Below are 20,617 nucleotides of genomic sequence, written 5' to 3'. Positions count from 1 at the left end.
CACGACATGACTCAATCGAGCCTGACTGACGTCGACTGGAGCAAGATCCCGGCGCCGCAAGACGATGGCGCCGCAGCGCATCTGGCCGGTCTGCCGCTCCCGCCGGTCAGCCTGCGCGCCACCAACGACACCTCGGTGATGCTGTCGGCGCTGGCAGGGCGCACGGTGGTGTTCGGCTATCCCCGAACCGGCGAGCCCGGCAAGATCGGGCTGGTCGAGGACTGGGACATGATCCCCGGCGCACGCGGCTGCACGCCGCAGACCTGCGCGTTCCGCGACCTGTTCGCCGAGCTGAAGGGGGCGGGTGCGGCCAACGTGTTCGGCCTGTCGACCCAGAGCAATGCATACCAGACCGAGATGGCCTCACGGCTGCATCTGCCGTTCCCGGTGCTGTCGGACGAGGAGCTTCAGCTGACGCAGGCGTTGCAGCTGCCGACGATGTCGGTCGCGGGGCTGACGCTGATCAAGCGGCTCGCGCTGATCATCGACGACGGGCGCATCACGCATGTGTTCTATCCGGTGTTCCCGCCCGACCGGAACGCAGGCGATGTCCTGGCGTGGCTGAGGGACAACCAAAGATAGCGGGCGTGGTAGGTCGTAGGGTGGGCAAAGCGAAGCGTGCCCACCATCACGAGCACAATGCGGAGGGTGGGCACGTCGCTTACGCTCCTTTGCCCACCCTACGACACTAACCGAGATCCTTCCGTACATGCGCGAACACCGCGCGGAACATGTCGGTCGTCAGCACGCCCGTATTCGTGTTGTAGCGCGAGCAGTGATAGCTGTCGTAGAGCCTGTATTTGTCGACGCTATGCACGGCACCGTGCTTAAAGGGCGCGGCAGCCAGGCGATGCCCCAATGCCTTCAATGTTGATTCGTGGGCGATGCGACCGAGCAGCACGATCGCGCGTACCTTCGGCATTGCGGCGATCGTTGCACTGAGAAACTGCCGGCAGGTGTTGATCTCGGCCGGCAGCGGCTTGTTCTGCGGCGGCACGCAGCGCACCGCATTGCTGATCCGGCTGTCGACCAGCTTGAGGCCGTCGTCCGGCCGTGCCTGATAGACGCCGCTGGCGAAGCCATATTCGAGCAACGTCGCATACAGCAAATCACCGGCGTAATCGCCGGTGAAGGGACGGCCGGTGCGGTTGGCGCCTTGCATGCCAGGCGCAAGGCCGACGATCAGCAGCCGCGCGTTCGGATCGCCGAACGACTCCACCGGCGCGTTGAACCAGTCCGGCTGGCGCGCGCGGGTCTGCGCACGAAACTCGGCCAGCCTTGGACAGAGCTGACAGTTGCTGTCGGGACGGGTGGCGGCGGTGACGAGATTACTCGTCGAAATCGTCATCGGCGGCCCGGGACGCCACGGTGGTGGGCGCGCGCTGCAGGAATTGCGGCGAGTGGTGCCGCGGTTCACGCGGCTCGCGCGGCGCCGGACGCTCGGAAGGATCGCGGCCGAGCTTGGATTGCAGCTCGACGAGGTCGGTGAAGACATCGGCCTGGCGGCGCAGTTCGTCGGCGATCATCGGCGGCTGGCTGGCGATGGTGGAGATCACGGTGACGCGGACGCCGCGGCGCTGCACGGCTTCCACCAGCGAGCGGAAGTCACCGTCGCCGGAGAACAGGATCATCTGGTCGATATGCTCAGCCAGTTCCATGGCATCGACGGCAAGCTCGATATCCATGTTGCCCTTCACCTTGCGGCGGCCGCTGGCGTCGATGAATTCCTTGGTGGCCTTGGTGACGACGGTGTAGCCGTTGTAGTCGAGCCAGTCGATCAGCGGACGGATCGACGAGTACTCCTGATCCTCGATGATCGCCGTGTAGTAGAACGCGCGCAGCAGCGTGCCGCGGCCCTGGAATTCCTTGAGAAGGCGCTTGTAGTCGATGTCGAAGCCCAGCGTCTTTGCGGTTGCGTAAAGATTGGCTCCGTCGATGAAGAGCGCGATCTTGTTGGAAACAGGTGACGACATCAAAGGGTTCTCGCGTGGTTGTTAGTGTTCTTAGCGCAGCGGCAACCGACCGCGCGCAATTTTCTGCGTTGCTGTCTAAAGTTCGGTGAATCTTCCCCACGACAGTCACCAACGCAATTATGGTGAGGCGAGGGCAAAAAGCCTAGACTTTTGACATTGCAATGAGAGATTTACTTGTCTGACGCGGCAACCAGGCCAGTATAGCCAGACGCTCCGGCCATTCTGGCCCCGGCGCACCGGGTTATCAGAGCCTGTTCGGAAGGCAAATCACAAATTTTGCCTTGCGAAACGGGTGCCAGCCCTATAACTAACCCTCATAACCAACATGTTCGGTCCCTTTTACCACGGAGCGCCTCGAGATGGCTCGCGTCACCGTCGAAGATTGCATTGATAAGGTCGATAATCGTTTCGACCTCGTCCTGCTCGCAGCACATCGCGCCCGGATGATCTCGTCTGGCTCTCAACTCACGGTTGATCGCGACAACGACAAGAATCCGGTCGTTTCGTTGCGGGAGATTGCCGACTCCACGATCTCGCCGGAAGATCTGCGCGAGGAACTGGTGCACTCGCTGCAGAAGTTCGTCGAGGTCGACGAGCCCGAGCCGGACACGGTGCCGCTGATCGGTTCCGCCGGCGCCAGCGTCGATGCCGACGACACCGAGGTCGCGCCCGAGCGGATGACCGAGGAAGAGCTGCTGAAGGGCCTTGAGGGGCTGGCGCCCCCGGAGGAGCAGCCCGAGGAAGACGAGTAAGCCTCGCTTCCCAGCTCATCATTTCGGACAGATTTGCCAGAAGGCCCGGACATCGCTCCGGGCCTTTGCTTTTGTTGACAATTTTGCAGTTACGATGCGTCCTATGGGGACGCGGGAAATTGAACGTTTCCGGCTCCCGCGCGGGGTGCTGCTTGATTGGAAAGCACACTAGATTGAGAAAGGGAGGGCCGTTCGGCCCCGTGAGAGGCATCTAGTCCATGGCGTATCGACGCCGCAGCTCCAGCCAGATGCAGGCTGCGACCGAGACGGTCGCGGTGGCACCGGCCTCGTCCACCGGTGAGAAGCCGGCGCGGCCGCGGGCGCGAATGATGCGACAATATGACCTCGTCGAGCGCGTGCGCTCCTATAACCCCGACACCAACGAAGACCTGCTCAATCGCGCCTACGTCTACGCGATGAAGGCGCACGGCACCCAGACGCGCGCGTCCGGCGATCCCTATTTCTCGCATCCGCTCGAGGTCGCCGCGATCCTCACCAACCTCAAGCTCGACGACGCCACGATCGTCGCGGCCCTGCTGCACGACACGATCGAGGATACCGAGGCGACGCGGGCCGAGATCGACAACGTCTTCGGCCACGAGATCGGCGCGCTGGTCGAGGGCCTGACCAAGCTGAAGCGGCTGGAGCTGGTGTCGCGCGAGGCCAAGCAGGCCGAGAATTTACGCAAGCTGCTGCTGGCGATCGCCGACGACGTCCGCGTGCTCCTGATCAAGCTCGCCGACCGCCTGCACAACATGCGGACCATGGAGTTCATGCCGCCGGCGTCGCGCCGCCGCATCGCCGACGAGACGCTCGACATCTATGCGCCGCTCGCCGGCCGCATGGGCATGCAGGAAATGCGCGAGGAGCTCGAGGACCTCTCGTTCTTCGTGCTCGATCCGGAGGCCTATGCGGTGGTCAAGCAGCGCCTCGATGCGCTGGCCGACCGCAACCGCAATCTGATCGGCGAGATCGAAACCCAACTCTCGAAGAACTTGCAGAAGAACGGCATCACGGCGCGGGTGTTCGGCCGCCGCAAGCAGCCTTTTTCGATCTGGACCAAGATGGAGCGCAAATCGGTCGGCTTCGAGCAGCTGTCCGACATCTACGGCTTCCGCATCGTCCTCGACGATGTCGGTGCATGCTACCGTGCATTGGGCATCGTGCACACCACCTGGCCGGTGGTGCCGGGCCGCTTCAAGGACTACATCTCGACGCCGAAACAGAACGACTACCGTTCGATCCACACCACCGTGATTGGACCGGGCAAGCAGCGCGTCGAGCTGCAGATCCGCACCGAGGAGATGAACCAGATCGCCGAGTTCGGCATCGCGGCGCACGCGTTCTACAAGGAAGGCATGGGCTCGCCGAACGAGCGGTTGAAGCACGAATCCAACGCCTTCGCCTGGCTGCGCCACACCATCGGCATCCTCTCGGAGAGCGCCAACCCGGAAGAATTTCTCGAGCACACCAAGCTCGAGCTGTTCCACGACCAGGTGTTCTGCTTCACGCCGAAGGGCAAGCTGATCGCGCTGCCGCGCAAGGCCAATGTGATCGACTTCGCCTATGCGGTGCACACCGCCGTCGGCCACAGCGCAGTCGGCTGCAAGATCAACGGCAAGTTCGCGCCGCTGTCGTCCGAGCTGCAGAACGGTGACGAGGTCGAGGTCATCACCTCCAAGGCGCAATCGGCGCCGCCCTCGGCATGGGAGGTCCTCGCCGTCACCGGCAAGGCGCGCGCGGCGATCCGGCGCGCCACCCGCGACGCCGTGCGCGACCAATATGCCGGCCTCGGCCGCCGCATCGTCGACCGCCTGTTTGCCCGCGCCAAGATCGAATATGCCGACGACAAGCTGAAGGGCGCGCTGCCGCGGCTGGCGCGCACCTCGATCGAAGATGTGATGGCGTCGGTCGGGCGCGGCGAGATCAAGGCCTCCGACGTCGCGCGCGCGATGTATCCCGACTACAAGGAAGAGCGGCTGGTGCGCTATGGCGCCAAGAAGGGGCTCGTCGCCAAGCTGAAGACGCAGGCGACGCCGCACCCGGCGCGTGCCGCTTCGGTGATCCCGGTGCGCGGCATCAATTCCGACCTGCCAGTGAAGTTCGCGCCGAACGGCGGCGCGGTGCCCGGCGATCGCATCGTCGGCATCGTGACGCCGGGCGAGGGCATCACGATCTATCCGATCCAGTCGCCGGCGCTGAAGGATTTCGAGGAAGAGCCGGAGCGCTGGCTCGACGTGCGCTGGGACATCGACGAGACCATGCCGCAGCGCTTCCCGGCGCGCATCCTGGTCCACAATGTCAACGAGCCCGGCAGCCTTGCGCAGATCGCCACCGTGATCGCCGAGCACGACGGCAATATCGACAACATCCACATGTCGCGCCAGTCGCCCGATTTCACCGAGCTGACCATCGATCTCGAGGTCTATGACCTCAAGCATCTCAGCGCTATCATCGCGCAGTTGCGCGCCAAGGCCGTGGTCGCACGGGTCGAGCGCGTCAATGGGTGAACTTTTGTCGTTGCCGGGCTTGAGCCGGCAATTCAGTCTTCAAGAGAAATGAAAATGCCAAAAGCTGCTCCGCTGCGCCTCGGCGTCAATGTCGATCATGTCGCGACCCTGCGCAATGCGCGCGGCGGGGCGCGGCCCGATCCGGTGCGGCTGGCGCTGGCCGCGATCGCGGCGGGGGCCGACGGCATCACCGCGCATCTGCGCGAGGATCGCCGCCATATCCGTGACGAGGACATGGCGCGGCTGAAGGCCGAGATCTCGAAGCCCCTGAATTTCGAGATGGCGGCGACCGACGACATGCTGCGGATCTCGCTCAAGACCAAGCCGCACGCGGTCTGCCTGGTGCCGGAGCGGCGCCAGGAGCTCACCACCGAAGGCGGCCTCGACGTCGTCGGCCAGCACAATGCGCTGGCGCCGTTCATCGCGAAGCTGAGCGATGCCGGCATCAGGGTGTCGCTGTTCATCGCCGCCGATCCCAGGCAGATCGAGATGGCCGCCAAGCTCAAGGCGCCGGTGATCGAGCTTCACACCGGCGGCTGGTGCGATGCCGTGGTCGACAGCCACAAGGACAAGGCCGACGCCGAATGGACGCGCATTGTCGAGGGCACGAAGCTCGCGCATGCCGCGGGTCTCGAGGTTCATGCCGGCCACGGCCTCGACTACGAGACCGCTGAGGTGATCTCCGCGCTGCCGGATATCCGCGAGCTCAATATCGGCTACTTCATGATGGGCGAGGCGCTGTTCGTCGGCATCGCCGAGACCGTGCGTGCGATGCGCGCGGCGATGGAGCGCGGTCGCGCCAAGGCTGAAGGCCTGGGCCGCGCATGATCATCGGCATCGGCTCCGACCTGATCGACATCACCCGGGTCGCCAAGGTGATCGGTCGCCACGGCGAGCGGTTCCTGGAGCGCGTCTTCACCGACGCCGAGCGCGCCAAGGCGATGCGCCGCGCCAACAACGAGAAGATGGTGGTGGCGACCTATGCCAAGCGTTTTGCGGCCAAGGAGGCCTGCTCCAAGGCGCTCGGCACCGGTATCCGGCGCGGGGTGTGGTGGAAGGACATGGGTGTGGTCAACCTGCCGGGCGGGCGGCCGACCATGCAATTGACCGGCGGGGCGCTGGCGCGGCTCAGGGAATTGACGCCTGAGGGCATGGAAGCCCGGATCGACCTGTCGATCACGGATGATTGGCCGTTGGCGCAGGCCTTCGTCATCATTTCGGCCGTCATTCCGGCCAAATAGACCGGCGGGCGCGAGAATCGCCAGAAAACTTCAGAAAACTAAAATATCCGAGTTATTTCAATGGATTGCGAAGATTTTACGCGGCCATTGATTGCGCCCCTGCGAACAACCGTCTAAAACGCCGCAGGGTTAGGACATCGAGCGAGACGCGGATTCGGGTTTGCGCCGGAATTTGCCCTCAAGATCAGAATCAAGGCCATTTTCCTCACGCCAGCGTCCGTGCGCTTTGGCGTGGAGAGAACGTTCTGTCACCGCGTGGGCGTCTGGCTCACGGGAATTGGGAAAGCAATGAGCGCGACCACCGGGACCAAATCTGAGAGCGGCTTGGGCGAGACCATCCGCGTCGTCATCCACGCTCTGCTGATCGCGCTCGTCATCCGCACCTTCCTGTTCCAGCCGTTCAACATCCCCTCGGGATCGATGAAGGCGACGCTACTGGTCGGCGACTATCTGTTCGTCTCCAAATACTCCTACGGCTACAGCCATTACTCGATCCCGCTGTCGCCGCCGTTGTTCTCGGGGCGGATCTTCGGCTCCAACCCGAATCGCGGCGACATCGTCGTGTTCCGGCTGCCCAAGGACGACACCACCGACTACATCAAGCGCGTGATCGGCCTGCCGGGCGACCGCATCCAGATGAAGGAGGGGCTGCTCTACATCAACGACACGCCGGTCAAGCGCGAGAGGCTGAGCGATTTCGTCGGGGAGGACCCGTGCGGCTCGGATGCCACCGCGCGCGTCAAGCGCTGGAAGGAGACGCTGCCGAACGGCGTCAGCTATGAGACGCTCGATTGCGTCGACAACGGCTTTTACGACAACACCAACGTCTACACCGTGCCCGAAGGCAACTTCTTCATGATGGGGGACAACCGCGATAATTCGACCGACAGCCGGGTGCTGTCGGCGGTCGGCTACGTGCCGTTCGAGAACATCGTCGGCCGGGCCCAGATGATTTTCTTCTCGATCGCCGAGGGTGAACAGGCCTGGATGTTCTGGCGCTGGCCCACCGCCGTGCGGTGGAATCGCATATTCTCCATCGTGCGATGACCGACGAGACGCGAGCCATCAAGGATCCTGCCCCTCCCGGCGAGCCGAGCCAGATGCCCGCGGCCGAAGGCCCGGCTGCGCCGAAAAAGCGACGCAGCAAGGCCGTCAAGGCCGCGGAAGCAAAGGCTGCGATCGCCGGCACCGAGGGACGCATCGGCTATACGTTCGCCGATCCCGCGCTGCTGACCACCGCGTTCACCCACGTCTCCGCGCTGAAGCCCGCCACCCGCAACCGCGCCGACAGCTACCAGCGGCTTGAATTCCTCGGCGACCACGTGCTCGGGCTGATCGTCTCCGACATGCTGTTCCGGGCCTTTCCGAAGGCCGATGAGGGCGAGCTGTCGAAGCGGCTCGCCGACCTCGTGCGCAAGGAGAGCTGCGCCGACGTCGCCAAATCGCTCGGGCTGGTCGACGACATCAAGCTCGGCGCGGTGAAGGCGGTCGAGGGCGCGCGGTTGCGCAAATCCGTGCTCGGCGACATCTGCGAGGCGGTGATCGGCGCGATCTTTCTCGACGGCGGCCATGAGGCCGCGCGCCAGTTCGTCGAGCGCAACTGGACCGAACGGATGAACAAGCCGCGCCGTCCGTTGCGCGATCCCAAGACCGTGCTGCAGGAATGGGCGCAGGGCAAAGGATTGCCGACGCCGGTCTATCGCGAGGTCGAGCGCACCGGCCCGCACCACGATCCGCAGTTCCGCGTCGCCGTCGACCTGCCGGGACTGGCCTCCGCCGAGGGGCTCGGCGGCAACAAGCGCGCGGCCGAGAAGGCTGCGGCATCCGTGATGATCGAGCGTGAGGGCGTCGGCACCAATGACTGACGAGGCCAAAGCCGAGCCCACCGCAACGCGCTGCGGCTTCGTCGCGCTGATCGGCGCCCCCAATGTCGGCAAGTCGACGCTGGTCAACGCGCTGGTCGGCTCCAAGGTCACGATCGTCTCGCGCAAGGTGCAGACCACGCGCGCGCTGATCCGCGGCATCGCGATCGAGGGCAACGCCCAGATCATCCTGGTCGATACGCCCGGCATTTTCGCACCGAGGCGAAGGCTCGACCGCGCCATGGTGTCGACCGCATGGAGCGGCGCCCACGATGCCGACCTCGTTTGCGTGCTGCTCGACGCCAAGGCGGGCATCGACGAGGAAGCCAATGCGATTCTGAGCAAGCTCGAGACCGTCGCGCATCCGAAAATCCTGGTGCTCAACAAGGTCGACCTCGTCCAGCGCGAAAAGCTGCTGGCACTGGCGCAGGCCGCCAACGAGCGGATCCGCTTCGAGCAGACCTTCATGATTTCAGCGCTGTCGGGCGACGGCGTCGCCGATTTGCGCCAGACACTCGCAAAACTGGTGCCGGAGGGACCGTTCCTCTATCCCGAGGATCAGATGTCGGATGCGCCGATGCGGCATCTGGCGGCCGAGATCACCCGCGAGAAGATCTACAGCCATCTGCATCAGGAATTGCCCTACCAGTCGACGGTCGAGACCGACAGCTGGACCGACCGCAAGGACGGCTCGATCCGGATCGAGCAGACGATCTTTGTCGAGCGCGAGAGCCAGCGCAAGATCGTGCTCGGCAAGGGCGGCGCCACCATCAAGTCGATCGGCGCGCAGGCGCGCAAGGAGATCGCCGAGATCATGGAGGTGCCGGTGCATCTGTTCCTGTTCGTCAAGGTGCGCGAGAACTGGGGCGACGATCCGGACCGCTACCGGGAAATGGGTCTGGAATTCCCCAAGGAATAGAGCTGGCGTTGCGATGAACGTGCCCAAGAATGTGCCCGAGAACGTGCTGTGGTTTGAGGTGCTGCTTTATCTCTCGCTGACGCTGGATGCGTTGTCGGTGGCGTTCCAGGACCGCACGCCGACCGGCGAGATGACCGAGCAGATGATCATGGTGGCCACCCTGATGGCGGGCGGCATGATCCTGCTGCTGATGTATTTCGTCTGGCTTGCGGCCCAGCACCACAAGAACTGGCCGCGCTGGGCGCTGGTTGCTGCATTGGCGCTCTCGGTGATCTCGCTGCTGCAGGTGATCGGGGAGCGCGGCGTCGAGCTCGACAGCGGCATCGAGGTGGTGTCGTGCATCCTGACCTCGGCCGGGCTGTATTTCTCCTTCACCGGCGATGCGCAGGGCTGGTTCAACGCGTAGGGCGGGTTAGCTGAAGGCGTAACCCGCCATCTCACGTCTCGGGGATATATCGGCGGATTACGCTGCGCTAATCCGCCCTACGGTGATACGTTCTCCGCCATGGAATGGACCGACGAAGGCATCGTTCTGGGCGTGCGACGGCATGGCGAATCTTCCGCCATCGTCGAGCTCTTGACCCGCGAGCATGGCCGCCATCTCGGCCTGGTGCGCGGCGGCGCCAGCTCGCGGATGCGGCCGATCCTGCAGCCCGGCAATGACGTCACGGCGGTATGGCGCGCGCGGCTCGACGAGCATCTCGGCATGTACACGGTGGAAGGCACGCGGCTGCGCGCGGCCAGCTTGCTCGGCGCGTCGCATGCGGTCTATGGCGTCACCCATCTCGCCGCGCTCGCGCGGCTGTTGCCCGAGCGCGACCCGCATGAAGACATCTACGAGATGCTGCAGGGGACGCTGGATGATTTCGAGGACGCCGGCGTTGCCGCCGTGCATTTGATCCGGTTCGAGCTCGCGATGCTGACCGAGCTCGGCTTCGGCCTCGATCTCGGAAACTGCGCCGCGACAGGGGCGACCACCGACCTGGTCTATGTGTCGCCGAAATCCGGCGGCGCGGTGTCGCGGGCGGCCGGCGAGCCGTGGGCCGATCGCCTGCTGCCATTGCCGGCCTTCCTGCGCGAAGGCGAGGGCGGCTCTAACAGCTGGTCGGACGAGGACCTGCGCGCCGGCTTTGCGATCACCGGCCTGTTTCTGCTCCGCCACGTGCTGGAGCCGCGCGGGCAGGGCCATTCCGATGCGCGTGACGGATTTATCAACGCGGTGACCAGGCGACGGACCCGCGCGGTCGGGACCTAGATCGCAATCCACAGCCTAAATTCCTGCTGATTCGCGGCTTGCCCGATTCACCGCCAGGGTTTAACGCCTCTCCCCATGGTAAAACGACCGAAACCGCCAAAGCCGCCGGAAAAGCCGGCCGAAATCCACGAGGTGCCGCTGCGTGATGCGCTCGAGGAGCGCTATCTCGCCTATGCGCTCTCGACGATCATGCACCGCGCCTTGCCGGACGCCCGCGACGGGCTGAAGCCGGTGCACCGGCGCATCCTGTACGGGATGCGGCTGCTGCGGCTCGACCCGGGCACTGCCTTCAAGAAATCCGCCAAGATCGTCGGCGACGTGATGGGCTCGTTCCATCCGCACGGCGACCAGGCGATTTATGACGCGATGGTGCGCCTGGCGCAGGATTTCTCCTCGCGCTACCCGCTGGTCGACGGCCAGGGCAATTTCGGCAATATCGACGGCGACAACCCGGCTGCCTACCGCTACACCGAAGCGCGCATGACCGACGTCGCGCGCCTCCTGCTCGAGGGCATCGACGAGGACGGCGTCGAGTTTCGCGCCAATTACGACGGCCAGTCGAAAGAGCCGATCGTGCTGCCCGGCGGTTTCCCGAACCTGCTCGCCAACGGTGCGCAGGGGATCGCGGTCGGCATGGCCACCTCGATCCCGCCACATAATGCCGCCGAGCTTTGCGACGCCGCGCTGCATCTGATCGAGAAGCCCGACGCCAAGTCGAAGGCGCTCTTGAAGTGGGTGAAAGGACCGGACTTCCCGACCGGCGGCATCGTCGTCGATTCAAAGGAATCGATCATCGAGGCCTACACCACCGGTCGCGGCTCGTTCCGCACCCGCGCCCGCTGGAGCCAGGAAGAGGGTGCCCGCGGCACCTGGATCATCGTCGTCACCGAGATCCCGTGGCTGGTGCAGAAGTCGCGGCTGGTCGAGAAGATCGCCGAGCTGCTCGACCAGAAGAAATTGCCGCTGGTCGGCGATGTTCGCGACGAATCGGCCGAGGACATCCGTCTCGTCATCGAACCGAAGTCGCGCGCCGTCGACCCGGCGCTGATGATGGAATCGCTGTTCCGGTTGACCGAGCTGGAAAGCAAGATCCCGCTGAACCTGAACGTGCTGATCAAGGGGCGCATTCCCAAGGTCGTGGGCCTCGCCGAATGCCTGCGCGAATGGCTCGACCATCTGCGCGACGTGCTGATCCGCCGCTCCAATTTCCGTAAAGGCGAGATCGAGCACCGGCTCGAGGTGCTCGGCGGACAGCTGATCGCCTATCTGAACATCGACAAGGTGATCAAGATCATCCGCACCGAGGACGAGCCGAAGCCGGTCTTGATGAAGACCTTCAAGCTCTCCGACATCCAGGCCGAGTCGATCCTCAACATGCGGCTGCGCAATCTGCGCCGGCTCGAGGAAATGAAGATCCGCGAGGAAGATGCCGAGCTGCGCAAGGAGCTGAAGGGCATCGAGGGGCTGCTCGGATCGGAGGCCAAGCAATGGGTCAAGGTCGGCGAGCAGGTCACCAAGGTCCGCGACATGTTCGGTCCCAAGACCGAGCTCGGCAAGCGCCGCACCACCTTTGCCGACGCGCCCGAGCATGATCTCGCCGCGATCGAGGAGGCCTTCGTCGAGCGCGAGCCGTGCACCGTCGTGATCTCCGAGAAGGGCTGGGTGCGCACCTTGAAGGGGCACGTCGAGGATCTCTCGGGCCTGGCCTTCAAGACCGACGACAAGCTCGAGCATTCGTTCTTCGCCGAGACGACGTCGAAGCTGCTGCTGTTCGCCACCAACGGCAAGTTCTACTCGCTTGACGTGGCGAAACTGCCGGGTGGCCGCGGCCATGGCGAGCCGATCCGCATGTTCATCGACCTCGAGCAGGACGCCGCGATCATCTCGCTGTTCGTCAACAAGGGCGAACGCAAGTTCCTGATCGCGAGCAGCGAAGGCCAGGGCTTCGTCGTCAAGGAAGAGGATTGCGTCGGCAATACCCGCAAAGGCAAGCAGGTGCTCAATGTCGAGATGCCCAATGAAGCCCGCGCGATCGCGACCGTGATCGGCGACACCGTCGCTGTCATCGGCACCAATCACAAGATGGTGCTCTTTGGCCTTGACCAGGTGCCGGAGATGGCGCGCGGCCGCGGCGTGCGGTTGCAGAAATACACCAGCGCTGAGCTCTCCGACGTCGCAGTGTTCGACTCTAAGGTCGGCCTGACCTGGAAGGATTCCGCCGGCCGCGAGCACTCCATGACCATCAAGGAACTGGCCGACTGGCGCGGCAACCGCGCCGACGCCGGCCGGCTCGCCCACGGCCTGCCGAAGTCGAACAAGTTCAGCCGCGGCGTGGAGTAAGCGCATCGGCAGCCCGGATGGCGCTGCGCTCCGTCCGGGCTACGGGCACGCGCTCTCAAATTGTCGAAAACAACCCCATGCAAAGGAGCGGGCGGCCGGTAGCATTCAAAAAAGCGGCTTGACGCGTCGGGCAAATCAGTCGTACTTTTTCATTATTCCGAATTTTTGCAAACGTCCGGCGCGCGGCTGTGTGATAGTATCCACATTTGACCGCGCTATAACGCTGCCATGGCGCACAATCACGACCATGACCACAGCGGTCACTCGCATTCTCACGCTCACTCGCATTCCCATGCCGGGCACAGCCACGCGCCCGACAGTTTCGGCGCTGCCTTTGCGATCGGCGCCTCGCTGAACACCGCGTTCGTCGTCGCCGAGCTGGTCTTCGGCTATAGCGCCAACTCGCTGGCGCTGGTCTCCGATGCCGTCCACAATCTCTCCGACGTGATCGCGCTGCTGCTGGCCTGGGCCGGGGCGTGGCTCGCCGGCAAGCGGCCGACCGACACCCACACCTATGGCTATCGCCGGGCCTCGATCCTGGCCGCGCTGTTCAATGCCGGGCTGCTCCTGATCGCGGTCGGCGGCATCGCCGTCGAGGCGGTCAACCGGTTTCGCGAGCCGGCCGAGGTCGCAAGCTGGACCGTGGTCTGGGTCGCCGCGCTCGGCATCCTGATCAATGGCGGCACCGCGCTGTTGTTCATGCGCGGCCGCGACTCCGACCTCAACGTCCGCGGCGCCTATCTGCACATGGCGGCCGATGCCGGCGTCTCGTTCGGCGTCGTCGTCGCGGCGCTCCTGATCATGGCGACCGGCTGGCAGTGGCTCGATCCGGCGATCAGCCTCGCCATCGCCGTGGTCGTGCTCATCAGCGGCTGGGAACTGGCGCGCGACAGCGTGAATCTGGCACTCGACGCCGTGCCAAAGGGCATCGATCTCAAAGAGGTGAGGGACTATCTTGTCACCATCGCGGGCGTCACCGAGGTTCACGATTTGCACATCTGGGCGATGAGCACGAGCGAGACCGCGCTGACCGCGCATCTGGTGCGGCCGGGCGGCCATGACGACGCCTTCCTGCACGGGGTCTGTGCGGAGCTCTCGCACCGGTTCCAGATCCATCATGCGACCTTGCAGGTCGAGATCAGCAGCGACACCTGCCGGCTGGCGCCGGCGGAAACGGTCTAGCGGAAACCCCTTCGGAGACGTGCCATGCATTCCCATTCGATCGACCAATGGACCCACGATCACGTCTTCCTCGGCACCGAACATGCTCATAACGAGCGCCGCACCTGGATCGTGGTCGCGCTCACCGCCGTGATGATGACGGGCGAGATCGTCGCCGGATGGTTGTCCGGATCGATGGCGCTCCTGGCCGACGGCTGGCACATGGCGACGCATGCGGCCGCGCTCGGGATCGCGGGGCTGGCCTATCTGCTGGCGCGGCGGCAGGCGCGCAACGCACGCTTCTCGTTCGGCACCGGCAAATTCGGCGATCTCGCCGCGTTCTCCAGCGCGATCATCCTCGCCATGGTCGCCATCCAGGTCGCCTGGGAGAGCATCGACCGGCTGCTGCATCCGGTGGCGATTGCCTATCAGGAAGCGATCGCGGTTGCGGCGCTCGGCCTCGTCGTCAACCTGACCAGCGCCTGGCTGCTGCGCGCCGACCATGACCACCATCATCACGGCCATGCGCACGGCCACGATCATGATGACCATGATGATCACCATCATCGCCACGACAACAATCTGCGCGCCGCCTATGTCCACGTGCTCGCCGACGCTGCGACCTCGCTGCTGGCGATCGGCGCGCTGCTGGTTGCGATGGTCGCGAACTGGGTCTGGGCCGACCCGCTGGTCGGCATCATCGGCAGCATCGTGATCGCGAGCTGGGCCTACGGCCTGATCCGCGCCGCCGGTGCCGTACTGCTCGACGTCAACGCCGACGATCACCTGCAAACCACCATTCGCGAACGCATCGAGACCAAGGGCGACCGCATCACCGATCTGCATCTGTGGCAGGTCGGCCCCGGCCATCGCGCCGCCGTGATTTCGGTCGTGTCTGATCATCCGCTGCCGCCCGCGACCTACAAGCGCCGGCTCGGCGGGCTGCGCGGTCTTAGCCACGTCACGGTCGAGGTCGAGACTTGTCCGGATCACGAGCACGCGCATTGACGCGCAACGGAGGTCACATGAAGAACGTCATCGGTCTTGCGTTGTTGCTCGCGGTCGCGGGCGTGATGCCGTGGGCGGACGCTGAGGCGGCGGGCGTCGAGAAGCTCTATATCCTCAACTGCGGCGAGGGCGTTGCAGGTGACATTTCACGCTGGTCGCCCGGCGTGAACGAGGGCAAGTCGATGGACTTCGTCGACAATTGCTATTTGATCAAGCACGCGCAGGGCTGGTTCCTGTGGGACACCGGCATCCCCGACGCGGTCGCTGCGATGCCGAACGGCCTTGCGCCCGCCGATCCCAAGGCGATCACCTGGCGGCGGCCGAAGACGCTCGCGGCGCAGCTCGACCAGCTCGGCGTGAAGCCGTCCGACATCAAGGCGATCGCGGTCTCGCATACCCATCCCGATCACATCGGCAATGTCGAGCTGTTCCCGACCGCGATGCTTTATGTGCAGAAGGCCGAGTATGACTGGCCCGGCACCAACAACGCGCCGCGTTTCAAGTCCGAGCATCCGGTAACGAAGCTCGAGGGTGACCGCGACGTGTTCGGCGACGGCAGCGTCACCATCCTGTCGACGCCGGGCCACACGCCCGGTCACCAATCGCTGCTGGTGAAACTGCCGCACACTGGCGCCATCGTGCTCTCAGGCGATGCCGCCCATTTCAGGGATAATTGGGACAATCGGCGGGTGCCGAGCGCCAATTTCAGCAAGGACGAGACGCTGGCTTCGATGCAGAAGATCGCGGACACGCTGACGAAGGAGAAGGCGCAGCTCTGGATCAACCACGACAAGGCGCAGCGCGACGGCCTGAAACTATCGCCGGAGTTCTATGACTGAGCCGCTTCGGCGGGCTGCGCTTCGGCCCAGGTTCTGAAGACCTGGGCGGTCTCCTCGTCCAGCGGGAAGAAGCTCTCGATCCGTAATTCCTGCAAAGTCACGTCCTGCGGGATGCCGAGCGTCGCGATGGTCGTGAACAGCTGCAACCGGACGTCGCCTTTGTGGAATTGCATCGGCAGCACCGGCCCGGGGGCCGGCTCCGAAAGCGGTGCGGCCAGTGCGGCCTCGACGCCGTCATAGGCCAGCAGCCGCTGCAGCAATTCCGCCGTCGCCGCGGTGCCGTCGGCGGCCGCATCGGCCTCGACGCTGCGGACGAAATAGCCGGCGACCTCGGTCCAGTTGGCGAGATAGGGCCGCAGCACATCGGGGGCGACCAGCGCGTCCGCGAGATTGATGGGAGTACCAGGAGCAAGCGCCCCGACCAGGAATTCCACCAGCCGCGCGGCGCCGGAATTCGCCAGCAACAGATTCCAGTGCCGGTCGACCGCGACCGCGGGATACGGCTCCTGCTGCGCCAGCATGAAGTCGAGTGCGTGACGGATCTGGGCGAGCTCGGGCGCGGCGAGATCGGTCTGCCGCCAGACCGGCGCAAAACCGGCCGCGACCAGCAGCGCATTTTGCTGCCGCAGCGGCACGTCGAGCGCCGCGGCCAGCCGGATCACCATGTCGCGGCTCGGCGCAGCGCGTCCGAGCTCGAGGAAGCTGAGATGGCGCTGCGAGATATCCGCGCGCAAGGCGAGCTCGAGCTGGGAAATGCCCTTGCGCTGGCGCCACCAGCGCAGGCTCGCCGCGAAATCGCGCTGCTGCAACATGAGTACCTGCCAGGTAGTTGCCGGAATGATCCGGGTCGGCAAGATGCCATAAGGCAGCTCGAAATGCAGCGGGGCAGGGATGGGCGAGTGGATCGGCGTTGCGATCGCATTGGTGTCGAGCTGCCTCGGCGGCACCGCGGCGGCGATCACCCGCTATCTCGCAGGCACGGCCGACCCGGTGACGCTGGCGATCCTGCGCTGGGCGACCGGCTTCCTCTGCGTGCTGCCCGCGGCGGTGCTGCTGCGCGCAAAATGGCCGCGGCGCGAGGATTGGCTTGCGGTAGCGGCCCTCGGCCTGGCCTTCTTCGGCGTGTTCTTCGTGCTCTACAACATCGCGATGTCCTACACGACGGCGGCGCGCGCCAGCCTCGCGCTGGCGACGCTGCCGCTCTCGACCATGGTGGTCGGCGCCGTGCTCGGCGTCGAGCCGCTGACGCTGCGCAAATCGGTCGGCGTTTCGATCGCGGTGCTCGGCGTCGCGGCCGCGCTTGCCTACGGGCTCTCGGCGGCGCCGGTCGGTGCCTGGCGCGGCGAATTGATCATGGCCGGCGCGGTGCTCTGCATGGCGTTCTACAACGTGCTGTCGCGGCCGTTCATCCGCCGCTCCAGCGCACTCGGTTTCCTCGCCGTCGGCATGGGTACGGGCGCGGCCGCGCTGATCATCGTGGGGCTGTTCACGGGCAGCCTGGCGACATTGCGCGATTTCGGCACGCCGCAATGGATCGCCGGTCTCTATCTCGGCATCGCCGGCGGCGCGCTCGCCTTCATCCTGTGGGTATTGGCACTGGAGCGGGCGTCGCCGACCCGCGTCGCCAACACCATGACGGTGAACCCGATCGCCGCCGGGCTGCTCGCGACCCAGCTGGTCGGCGAGCCGATCACGCCCAATTTGGTGGTCGGCCTGGTCGCGGTGTTCGCCGGGATCTGGATCGCGACCTCGGAGCCCAAACCGGCCTGATCAATTGCGCGGCGAGGTCGGCGTGCTCACGGACGGGGCGGGCGCCTGCTTCGGCTTCAGCGAGCCGGCATAGAACGACAGAGTGAAGGCCAGGAACAGGGCGACGAGGTAGACCCCGTAGGCCTGCGGCGGGGTCGTCGCCCATTGCAGAAAACGGCGGATGGGATTGGCTGGGCCGGTGTTGTCCATGCGGTGTTTGTGCGCGAAGGAGGAACCAAAGGGAAGCGGAATCGCCGATCGCGGGCATGGTCGGAAAGGCGCTCTTGCCAAGGCTCCCTTGCCAAGGCTCCCTTGCCAAGCCTCCCTTGCAATGTCGCATTCGCGTCCGCATCTGTTCGCCAGCCCTTCCTCCCGCACCGATTGCCCGGCATAATTAGTCGATGGAACTGACCCCCCGTCTGCGCCTGATGAATTGGCTGGTCCGCCAGGGCCTGACCGGCCTGCCTGAAAACGACCTGCTGCGTGGCTTCTGCGAGCGCTGTCGCGCCGAGGGGCTCGATGTGGCGCGCGCGATGGTGTTCATCGATACGCTGCATCCGATTTTCGAGGGCCGCGGCTTTCGCTGGAACGACGCCGAGACCAACGAAAGCGTCGCGTTCGAATATGGCCCGACCAATGAAGGCGAAGCCGCGGATGCCTGGCGGCAGTCGATCTTCTATCACATGCTCGAAAGTGGCCATCACGAATTGCCGCTGGCGCTGGAAGAAGAGGACTCCCGCAGATTCAAGTTCACCGGCGATCTCGTCGATCGCGGTCACAAGCATCTCGTGGCCCATGTGCACCATTTCGGCGAAGCCGGGACGATCGGGCTGATGGACTGCGTTTATTCCTACTGGACGACCCGGCGCGACGATGGGTTTGGCGAGCAGGGGCTGGCGGCGCTGCGTGACCTGGTGCCGGTGCTCGGGCTTGCGATCAAATCCGCCGCGCAGGCCGAGATCGCCCGGACGCTGGGACGGGTTTATCTCGGCCGCGACACGGCCGAGCAGGTGTTGCGCGGACGCATGACGCGCGGCGTCACCGAGAAGATCAAGGCCGTGCTGTGGTACTCCGACGTCCGCGGTTCGACCGCGATCAGCGAGCGCATCGGGCCGGACGAGATCATCCCGTTCCTCAACGACTATGCGCAGGCCTCCATCGATGCCGTCCACGATGCCGGCGGCGAGGTGCTGAAACTGATCGGCGATGGCGTGCTGGCGATGTTCACCAGCGAGAACATGGCCGTTGCCAAGCGTGCGGCCCTGCGCGCCGAGCACACGTTCAGGCACAACATTCGTGTCCTGAACGATCGCCGCGAGAACGAGGAGCGGCCGACCACGTCGGCCTATGTCGGTCTCCATGTCGGCGAGGTCTTTTACGGCAATATCGGCAGCGAGGACCGGCTCGATTTCACGGTGGTCGGTCCCGCCGTCAACGAGGTCTCCAGGATCGCCTCGATGTGCGCATCGGTCAGCCGCGAGCTGCTGACCTCTACCGCTTTCCGCACCGGCCTCGATGCGATGGGGCGCAACTACCTGGTCTCGACCGGCCGCTTCGTGCTGCGCGGTATCAGCCACGCGCAGGATTTGTATACGTTGGATCCGGCAGTCGCCGCCGACGAGGTGGTCGGCGGCAAGTATGAGCGGTATCTGGCGAGCTGAGGTTTCTCTACTGTCATTGCGAGGAGCGAAGCGACGAAGCAATCCATTTCCCCGCTTGCGAAGGAATGGATTGCTTCGCTTCGCTCGCAATGACGGCGGGTGTGGTTAGCACCGCGCCGGCTCGCCGACCATGTCGGGCTGCCGCGTCAGCGAGACCGCGGGCGACATCAGGATCACCAGCGCCTGGGCTGCGAAGATCGCGGCCGCGAGGTAGAGGCAGGTCTCTGCGCCGTAGAGGCCGCCGACGACGGCGCCGAGCGCGGAGCCGAGCGGACGGGCGCCGTAGCTCATGATGTTGATCGCCGAGACCCGGCCGAGCAGCGAGGGTGGGGTCACCGACTGCCGCAGCGTGGTGGTCGAGATCACCCACAGGATCGGGCCGACGCCGAGCAGGAAGTAGCTCAGGCCCGCCAGCAGCGGCGACGGAATCCAGGTGGTCAGCGCCATCACGACCGCCGCAACGAAGCCGGTCACCGGGCCGAGCCCGATCACGGTGCCGAATGCCAGCCGCTTCATCACCCGGGTCGCGAACAGCGCACCGACCACCATGCCGACGCCATACATTGCGAGGGTGGTGCCGACGCCGGTGGCACTGAGCCCGAGATGACGCACCGCATAGGGTACGAACACGGCGAGCACCAGGAACGATGCGGTGTTGAAGATGAACTGGGTGACGAACACCGGCCGCAGCAGCGCGTGATGGAACACGAAGGCGGCGCCTTCCTTGATGTCCTGCAGCGGATGGCGCTGCGGCACCGACGGACGCGCCGGCTCATAGATGCCGGCCAGCAGCACGACCGCGATCGCCGACAGCGCCGCGGCGAAGCCGAAGGCAGGGGCCGCGCCGACCCAGCCGACCAACACGCCGCCGAGCGCCGGGCCGCTGGCGAAGGCGATGGTGCGCGCGAGCTCGATGCGCGCATTCGCCGCCGGCAATTGCTGGGCGGTGACCAGCGACGGCACCAGCGCCGGCGCGGCGACGCTGTATGCCACCGTGCCGCAGACTGCGATGAAGCCGAGCAGCGCGAGCAGCGGCAGCGTCATCGCACCGAGCCAGAGCAAGAGCAGGATCGCGACCAGCGCCGCCGCGCGCAGCGCCTCCGCGCCGGCCATCACCCAGCGCCGCGACACGCGGTCGGCGAGCAGCCCTGCCGGAATCGCGAACAGGATGAAGGGCAGCGTCAGCGCGGTCTGCAGCAGGCCGGTCTGGCCTTCGCCGACCCCGAGCAGCAGCACGGCGACGATCGGAGCCGCTGCGAGCGCGATCTGCTCGGCGGATTGCGCGGCGAGGTTGGACCAGGCCAGGCGGTTGAAGGTTGCGGGCAGCCGAGGTGTATCGGACGACAT

The 20,617-nt window shown here is 65.2% G+C and carries 21 protein-coding genes; 16 read left to right on the top strand and 5 right to left on the bottom strand.

Translation table 11 applies throughout. The annotated features are described in order from the left end of the window. Positions 1-6 precede the first annotated feature (6 nt). Positions 7-582, top strand: coding sequence for a peroxiredoxin (locus IC762_RS20720; protein WP_195784101.1), 576 nt, complete (start codon positions 7-9; stop codon positions 580-582). 106 nt (positions 583-688) lie between these two features. Here IC762_RS20720 and IC762_RS20715 read toward each other — a convergent pair whose 3' ends face one another. Together IC762_RS20715 and IC762_RS20710 are read right to left on the bottom strand one after the other, a co-directional pair. After that, positions 689-1,348, bottom strand: a complete 660-nt coding sequence (locus IC762_RS20715; RefSeq protein ID WP_195784100.1) for a uracil-DNA glycosylase — start codon at positions 1,346-1,348, stop codon at positions 689-691. Then, complete coding sequence (locus tag IC762_RS20710) at positions 1,329-1,973, bottom strand: NYN domain-containing protein (RefSeq protein WP_195784099.1); 645 nt, start codon at positions 1,971-1,973, stop codon at positions 1,329-1,331. Before IC762_RS20710 ends, IC762_RS20715 begins: the two co-directional genes overlap by 20 nt. A gap of 359 nt (positions 1,974-2,332) precedes the next feature. Between IC762_RS20710 and rpoZ the strand changes: the two genes are divergently transcribed. The 13 genes from rpoZ to IC762_RS20645 all read left to right on the top strand — a co-directional run bounded on the left by rpoZ (position 2,333) and on the right by IC762_RS20645 (position 15,860). After that, positions 2,333-2,725: a DNA-directed RNA polymerase subunit omega gene (gene rpoZ / locus IC762_RS20705; RefSeq protein WP_195784098.1), complete on the top strand. Its 393-nt coding sequence runs from the start codon at positions 2,333-2,335 to the stop codon at positions 2,723-2,725. 218 nt (positions 2,726-2,943) lie between these two features. Further along, positions 2,944-5,235 (top strand): RelA/SpoT family protein, encoded by a 2,292-nt coding sequence (locus IC762_RS20700; protein ID WP_195784097.1) that lies wholly within the window; start codon positions 2,944-2,946, stop codon positions 5,233-5,235. A gap of 54 nt (positions 5,236-5,289) precedes the next feature. Continuing rightward, on the top strand, positions 5,290-6,063 hold the full coding sequence (locus tag IC762_RS20695) for a pyridoxine 5'-phosphate synthase (RefSeq protein WP_195784096.1): 774 nt from the start codon (positions 5,290-5,292) through the stop codon (positions 6,061-6,063). After that, entirely contained in the window at positions 6,060-6,476 is a 417-nt protein-coding gene (acpS, locus tag IC762_RS20690) for a holo-ACP synthase (RefSeq protein WP_195784095.1), read from the top strand. Before IC762_RS20695 ends, acpS begins: the two co-directional genes overlap by 4 nt. Positions 6,477-6,764: 288 nt before the next feature. Further along, on the top strand, positions 6,765-7,523 hold the full coding sequence (lepB, locus tag IC762_RS20685; RefSeq protein WP_195784094.1) for a signal peptidase I: 759 nt from the start codon (positions 6,765-6,767) through the stop codon (positions 7,521-7,523). Then, positions 7,520-8,341, top strand: a complete 822-nt coding sequence (gene rnc, locus IC762_RS20680; protein ID WP_195784093.1) for a ribonuclease III — start codon at positions 7,520-7,522, stop codon at positions 8,339-8,341. The genes lepB and rnc overlap by 4 nt, the downstream gene beginning before the upstream one ends. After that, positions 8,334-9,257 carry a GTPase Era gene (gene era / locus IC762_RS20675; RefSeq protein WP_195784092.1) on the top strand — a complete coding sequence of 308 codons (924 nt, stop codon included), beginning with the start codon at positions 8,334-8,336 and terminating at the stop codon, positions 9,255-9,257. The genes rnc and era overlap by 8 nt, the downstream gene beginning before the upstream one ends. Before the next feature lie 13 nt (positions 9,258-9,270). After that, a complete protein-coding gene (locus IC762_RS20670) occupies positions 9,271-9,663 on the top strand; it encodes a hypothetical protein (protein WP_195784091.1) in 393 nt (130 codons plus the stop codon). Between the two features lie 99 nt (positions 9,664-9,762). Then, complete coding sequence (gene recO, locus IC762_RS20665) at positions 9,763-10,512, top strand: DNA repair protein RecO (RefSeq protein ID WP_195784090.1); 750 nt, start codon at positions 9,763-9,765, stop codon at positions 10,510-10,512. Positions 10,513-10,587: 75 nt separating this feature from the next. Next, the gene (parC, locus tag IC762_RS20660; RefSeq protein ID WP_195784089.1) at positions 10,588-12,852 is read left to right on the top strand and encodes a DNA topoisomerase IV subunit A; all 2,265 of its coding nucleotides are present in this window, start codon (positions 10,588-10,590) and stop codon (positions 12,850-12,852) included. 228 nt (positions 12,853-13,080) lie between these two features. Beyond that, complete coding sequence (locus IC762_RS20655) at positions 13,081-14,034, top strand: cation diffusion facilitator family transporter (protein WP_195784088.1); 954 nt, start codon at positions 13,081-13,083, stop codon at positions 14,032-14,034. A 24-nt stretch (positions 14,035-14,058) separates the two neighbouring features. Beyond that, the gene (gene dmeF, locus IC762_RS20650; RefSeq protein ID WP_195784087.1) at positions 14,059-15,021 is read left to right on the top strand and encodes a CDF family Co(II)/Ni(II) efflux transporter DmeF; all 963 of its coding nucleotides are present in this window, start codon (positions 14,059-14,061) and stop codon (positions 15,019-15,021) included. A gap of 65 nt (positions 15,022-15,086) precedes the next feature. After that, positions 15,087-15,860 (top strand): N-acyl homoserine lactonase family protein, encoded by a 774-nt coding sequence (locus tag IC762_RS20645; protein ID WP_246801672.1) that lies wholly within the window; start codon positions 15,087-15,089, stop codon positions 15,858-15,860. On the opposite strand, the gene IC762_RS20640 is transcribed toward IC762_RS20645, so the two are convergent. Beyond that, positions 15,851-16,672, bottom strand: coding sequence for a helix-turn-helix domain-containing protein (locus tag IC762_RS20640; RefSeq protein ID WP_195784085.1), 822 nt, complete (start codon positions 16,670-16,672; stop codon positions 15,851-15,853). The two genes, IC762_RS20645 and IC762_RS20640, sit on opposite strands and share 10 nt — an antisense overlap. 79 nt (positions 16,673-16,751) lie before the next feature. Here IC762_RS20640 and IC762_RS20635 point away from each other — a divergent pair, with 79 nt between their 5' ends. Further along, complete coding sequence (locus IC762_RS20635; RefSeq protein WP_195784084.1) at positions 16,752-17,630, top strand: DMT family transporter; 879 nt, start codon at positions 16,752-16,754, stop codon at positions 17,628-17,630. Here IC762_RS20635 and IC762_RS20630 read toward each other — a convergent pair whose 3' ends face one another. Continuing rightward, positions 17,631-17,819: a hypothetical protein gene (locus IC762_RS20630; protein ID WP_195784083.1), complete on the bottom strand. Its 189-nt coding sequence runs from the start codon at positions 17,817-17,819 to the stop codon at positions 17,631-17,633. A 191-nt stretch (positions 17,820-18,010) separates the two neighbouring features. Here IC762_RS20630 and IC762_RS20625 point away from each other — a divergent pair, with 191 nt between their 5' ends. Beyond that, positions 18,011-19,270 (top strand): adenylate/guanylate cyclase domain-containing protein, encoded by a 1,260-nt coding sequence (locus tag IC762_RS20625; RefSeq protein WP_195784082.1) that lies wholly within the window; start codon positions 18,011-18,013, stop codon positions 19,268-19,270. 105 nt (positions 19,271-19,375) lie between these two features. Here IC762_RS20625 and IC762_RS20620 read toward each other — a convergent pair whose 3' ends face one another. Next, positions 19,376-20,617 (bottom strand): MFS transporter, encoded by a 1,242-nt coding sequence (locus IC762_RS20620; protein ID WP_195784081.1) that lies wholly within the window; start codon positions 20,615-20,617, stop codon positions 19,376-19,378.

The sequence above is a fragment of the Bradyrhizobium genosp. L genome (genome assembly GCF_015624485.1).
Taxonomy (GTDB): domain Bacteria; phylum Pseudomonadota; class Alphaproteobacteria; order Rhizobiales; family Xanthobacteraceae; genus Bradyrhizobium.
Note: the sequence above shows the minus strand (reverse complement) of the source record. Positions and strands in the feature narration are given on the sequence as shown.